General features: G+C 70.7%; 3 protein-coding genes. 2 read left to right on the forward strand and 1 reads right to left on the reverse strand.

Features of this window, described 5'->3' with window-relative positions:
• On the forward strand, positions 1 to 1,780 hold a 1,780-nt coding region (lon, locus tag VF794_RS22060; RefSeq protein WP_331113506.1), incomplete at its 5' end, for an endopeptidase La.
• Between the two features lie 112 nt (positions 1,781 to 1,892).
• Positions 1,893 to 2,225, forward strand: coding sequence for a hypothetical protein (locus tag VF794_RS22065; protein WP_331113508.1), 333 nt, complete (start codon positions 1,893 to 1,895; stop codon positions 2,223 to 2,225).
• Here the strand turns inward: VF794_RS22065 and VF794_RS22070 are convergent.
• Positions 2,196 to 4,437 (reverse strand): amino acid adenylation domain-containing protein (locus VF794_RS22070; RefSeq protein WP_331113510.1); only part of this gene is annotated, 2,242 nt, incomplete at its 5' end. The two genes, VF794_RS22065 and VF794_RS22070, sit on opposite strands and share 30 nt — an antisense overlap.

A 4,437-nucleotide genomic window follows, 5' to 3' on the forward strand; every position in this document is an offset into this window, starting at 1 on the left:
CAAGCTCTCCAACAAGATCGACTCCGCCGTGAAGGGCGAGATGTCGAAGACCCAGCGCGAGTACTACCTGCGCCAGCAGCTCAAGGCGATCAAGGAAGAGCTCGGCGAGATGGGCGAGGAGGAGGAGGAGCTCGACGAGCTCCAGGAGCGCCTGAAGAAGGCGGGCCTGCCTCCGGACGTGGAGAAGGTGGCCAACAAGGAGCTCAACCGCCTGAAGACGATTCCGGCGGCCTCCAGCGAGTACACCGTCGCGCGCACCTACCTCGATTGGATCGCGGACCTGCCCTGGGCCAAGCTCAGCGAGGACAACCTCGACATCGAGAACGCGCGGCAGACGCTCGACAAGGACCACTTCGGCATCAAGAAGGTCAAGAAGCGCATCCTGGAGTACCTGGCGGTGCGCAAGCTCAAGAACGACATGCGTGGGCCCATCCTCTGCCTGGTGGGGCCGCCGGGTGTCGGCAAGACGTCGCTGGGTCAGAGCATCGCCAAGGCGGTGGGCCGCAAGTTCGTGCGCCTGTCGCTCGGTGGTGTGCGTGACGAGGCGGAGATCCGTGGCCACCGGCGCACCTACGTCGGCGCGCTCCCGGGCCGGTTCATCCAGAGCATGAAGAAGGCCGGGACGAAGAACCCGGTGATGATGCTGGACGAAATCGACAAGCTGGGCGCGGACTTCCGCGGGGATCCGAGCGCGGCGCTGCTCGAGGTGCTGGATCCCGAGCAGAACAACACGTTCAGCGACCACTACCTGGACGTGGCGTTCGACCTGTCCAAGGTGCTCTTCATCGCCACGGCGAACCAGTTGGATCCGATCCCCGGGCCGCTGCGTGACCGCATGGAGATCATCGAGCTGTCCGGCTACACCTTCGAGGAGAAGCAGAGCATCGCGCGCATCCACCTCGTGCCCAAGCAGCTCAAGGAGCACGGGTTGAGCCCGGACCACATCACCGTCGCCGACGAGGCGCTGCTGATGCTGACGGTCTCGTACACGCGTGAGGCCGGTGTGCGTAACCTCGAGCGCCGCATCGCGGACCTGTGCCGCGCGGTGGCGGTGGAGGTGGCCGGCGGGAAGACGGACAAGCAGAACATCGACGGCAAGCGGGTGCAGGAGATCCTCGGGCCCGAGATGTTCTACTCCGAGGTCGCGGAGCGCACGGAGGTTCCGGGCGTGTCCACCGGTCTGGCCTGGACGGCGGCGGGTGGCGATCTGCTCTTCATCGAGGCGACGAAGATGGCGGGCAAGGGCGGCATGACGCTCACCGGCCAGCTCGGCGACGTGATGAAGGAGAGCGCCACGGCGGCCTTGAGCTACCTGCGCAGCAAGGCGGAGGTGCTGGGCATCAATCCGAACTTCCTCGAGAAGACGGACCTGCACCTGCACTTCCCCGCGGGCTCCATCCCCAAGGATGGTCCCTCGGCCGGCGTGACGATCCTCACGGCGCTCACCAGCCTGCTGACGGGCATCCGGGTGCGTGGCGACACGGCGATGACGGGCGAGGCGACGCTGCGTGGCCTGGTGCTGCCGGTGGGCGGCATCAAGGAGAAGGTGCTGGCGGCTCACCGCGCGGGCATCAAGCGGGTCATCCTGCCCGAGCGCTGCCGCAAGGACCTCCAGGACGTGCCGGACCAGGCGAAGAACGACATCGAGTTCATCTTCGCCACCCGCATGGACGAGGTGCTGGAGGCGGCGCTGGAGAAGTCGCCCTTCAAGACTCCTCCCGAGGGTGGGGAGAAGACGGTGCCTCCTCAGTCCGAGGTGGCGCCCGAAGTCCGCGCCTAGTCGCGAGCTGAAGACGAAGTGAACGACGGGCGGGTTCCCACACGGGGACCTGCCCGTTGTCATTTCGCACGACGTGGGGAACGCCGCCGCCCCGGCCGGGGTCCGAGGGAACATGCTGAAGATTCCCACGTGGATGCGGCTGCTGGCCGTGATCCTGTCGGCCACCGGCTGCGAGGAGCAGACCCGAGCCGCGTCCACTCCGCCCGAGCCCCTTCCCACCCCCGCGGTGATCGCACTCCCCTCCCCCGCTCCTGATCCTGGGAGCCCCCGCCCCTGGCCCGCCGCGAGCGCCCCGCTCACGGTGGCGAAGGTGGAGTTCCCCCGAGGCTTCGGGCGCAAGCGCATCTACCTGGACGCGGGGCATGGAGCGCCGGACGCCCTGGCCACTCCAGGGAGTCCACGGCCCCTCCAGGCCTCAACCCGTGCCCAGGACCCCGGTCCCTAGCTCCGTCTCCTGCAGCCAGCGCTCGAGCCGCTCCGCCAGCGCGTCGACGTGCGGAGCCCGGAGCACCCCGTGGTGATCGCCTGGCACGTCCTCGACGCTCAACCCCGAGGAGACCAGGCGCGCCCAACCGTGCGTGGGCTCCACCTCGGCGCCCCGTCGCGCGTCCCGCGCCCGGAACAGCACCACCCGCCCTTCGTAGGGCGAGGGGTTGTACCGGGCCACCGCGCGCAGGTTGGCCCGGGCCACCTCCAGCAACGCTCTCAGTTCCTCCACTCCCGTGCCGGGAGGCAACAGCCGGGCCTCGCGGGCATGCGTCCAGAGGGTGCGCACCCGCTCCTCGCCCGTCAGGCCCGCCAGTGACTCGGGCCCGAGGAGCACCTCGCGCCCGACACTCCGGGCCAGATCCGCCGCGAAGCCCGCGAGGAGCGTGGCCTCATCCGGCTCCGGCGGAGGCGATTCGACGGGAGCGAAGCTGTCGAGCAGGGCGAGCAGGGACACCTCCTGCCCCTGACGCCGCAGCTCCCGGGCCATTTCAAAGGCCACCGCGCCACCCAGGGACCAGCCGCCGAGGAGGTAGGGCCCCTCGGGCTGGACGGCGCGCACCTGCTCCACGTACCGGCGCGCCATGTCCTCCACGCTCGCGAGGGGCGCCTCTCGCCCGTCCAGCCCCGTCGCCTGGAAGGCGTGGAAGGGCCGCTCGGAGCCGAGGTGCCGCGCGAGCTCCGCGTAGCAAAGGACGTTGCCGCCCACCGGGTGCACCCAGAAGACAGGGGGGAGCATGCCCTCGGGCTGAAGGGTGACGCGATTGCCCTGGACAGAGGCCGGAACGCCCGCGCGCAGCCGGACGGCGAGCGCCTCGATGGTGGGTGCCTCGAAGAGCGAGGCCAACGGCACCGCGCGTCCCAGCCGCTCCTGGAGCCGCGCCACCAACCGCACCGCCAGCAACGACTGACCTCCGAGCTCGAAGAAGGAGTCCGTCACCCCCACGGGCCGCACCCCGAGTACCTCCTCCCAGACGTGCGCCAGCTCGCGCTCCCACTCATCCCTCGGCGCGACGAAGGCACGGCCACCCGGACGGACCTCCTCTGGAGCGGGAAGGGCTCGCCCATCCACCTTGCCACTGGAGGTGAGCGGCAGGGTCTCCAGGTAGACGCACACGGAGGGCACCATCGCCTCCATGAGACGCTCGCGCAGCCGCGCACGCAGCTCCCGCTCCTCGCGCGGCGTGGCCTCGCCAGGCACCACGTACGCCACGAGCCGCGACTCGCCCGAGGGACTCCGCCAGGCCTTCACATGGGCCTGCCTCGCGCCGGCCAGCTCCCGCAGCGCCGTCTCCACCTCTCCCGGCTCCACCCGGACTCCGTTCACCTTCACCTGGGCGTCCACCCGGCCCAGGTAGTCGAGCCGCCCGTCCGCCCTCCACCGCACCACGTCTCCCGTCCGGTACAGCCTCGCTCCCGGCTCGCCGCTGAAGGCGTCCGGTACGAAGCGCTCCGCCGTCAGCTCCGGCCTCCCCACGTAGCCCCGCGCCAGCCCCGGCCCGCCCAGGTACAGCTCTCCGGCCACGCCCGGGGGCACCAGCCGCATCGCCCCATCCACCACGTAGGCCCGCGTGTTGGCCAGCGGCCTTCCGATGGGAGGCCGCCCTTCGCCCGCCACGCACTCCTCCCACGTGGCGAGGACCGACACCTCCGTGGGGCCATACCCGTTGACGAAGCGCCGACCCCTGCCCCACCGCTCCACCAGCTCCGGTGGGCAGGCCTCGCCCCCGACCATCACCACCCTCAGGTGCTCCAGCCCCTCGTCCGGCAGCAGCGCCAGCACCGAGGGCGGCAGCGACAGCACCGTCACCGCGCCCTCCACCAGCTCGCGCCGCAGCTCCTCCCCCAACGGCACCTTCCCTCCCGCGGGCACGTACAACGTCGCGCCCACCGCCACCGTCAACAGGTAGTCCCAGAGGGAGACGTCGAAGCCCAGCGAGGAGAACTGCATCACCCGGCTCTCCGCCCCCACGCCCAGCGCCCGCGCCTTGCCTCGGATGAGATCGCACGCGCCCTCGTGCGTCACCTCGACGCCCTTGGGCCGCCCCGTGCTGCCCGAGGTGTAGAGGACGTAGGCCGCGTTGCCGGCCCGGACGCCGCTCTCCAGCGGGCCCACGTCCCGCCCGTCCACCTCCTCCATCACCACTACCCCGGCCCCTTCCGGCGGCCGG

Origin of the sequence: Archangium sp. (genome assembly GCF_036389735.1) — a bacterium.
GTDB lineage: Bacteria > Myxococcota > Myxococcia > Myxococcales > Myxococcaceae > Archangium.

Excerpts from the sequence above, each read along its gene's own strand:
- VF794_RS22065 (WP_331113508.1), top strand. The coding sequence starts at position 1,893 with ATGCTGAAGATTCCCACGTGGATGCGGCTGCTGGCCGTGATCCTGTCG.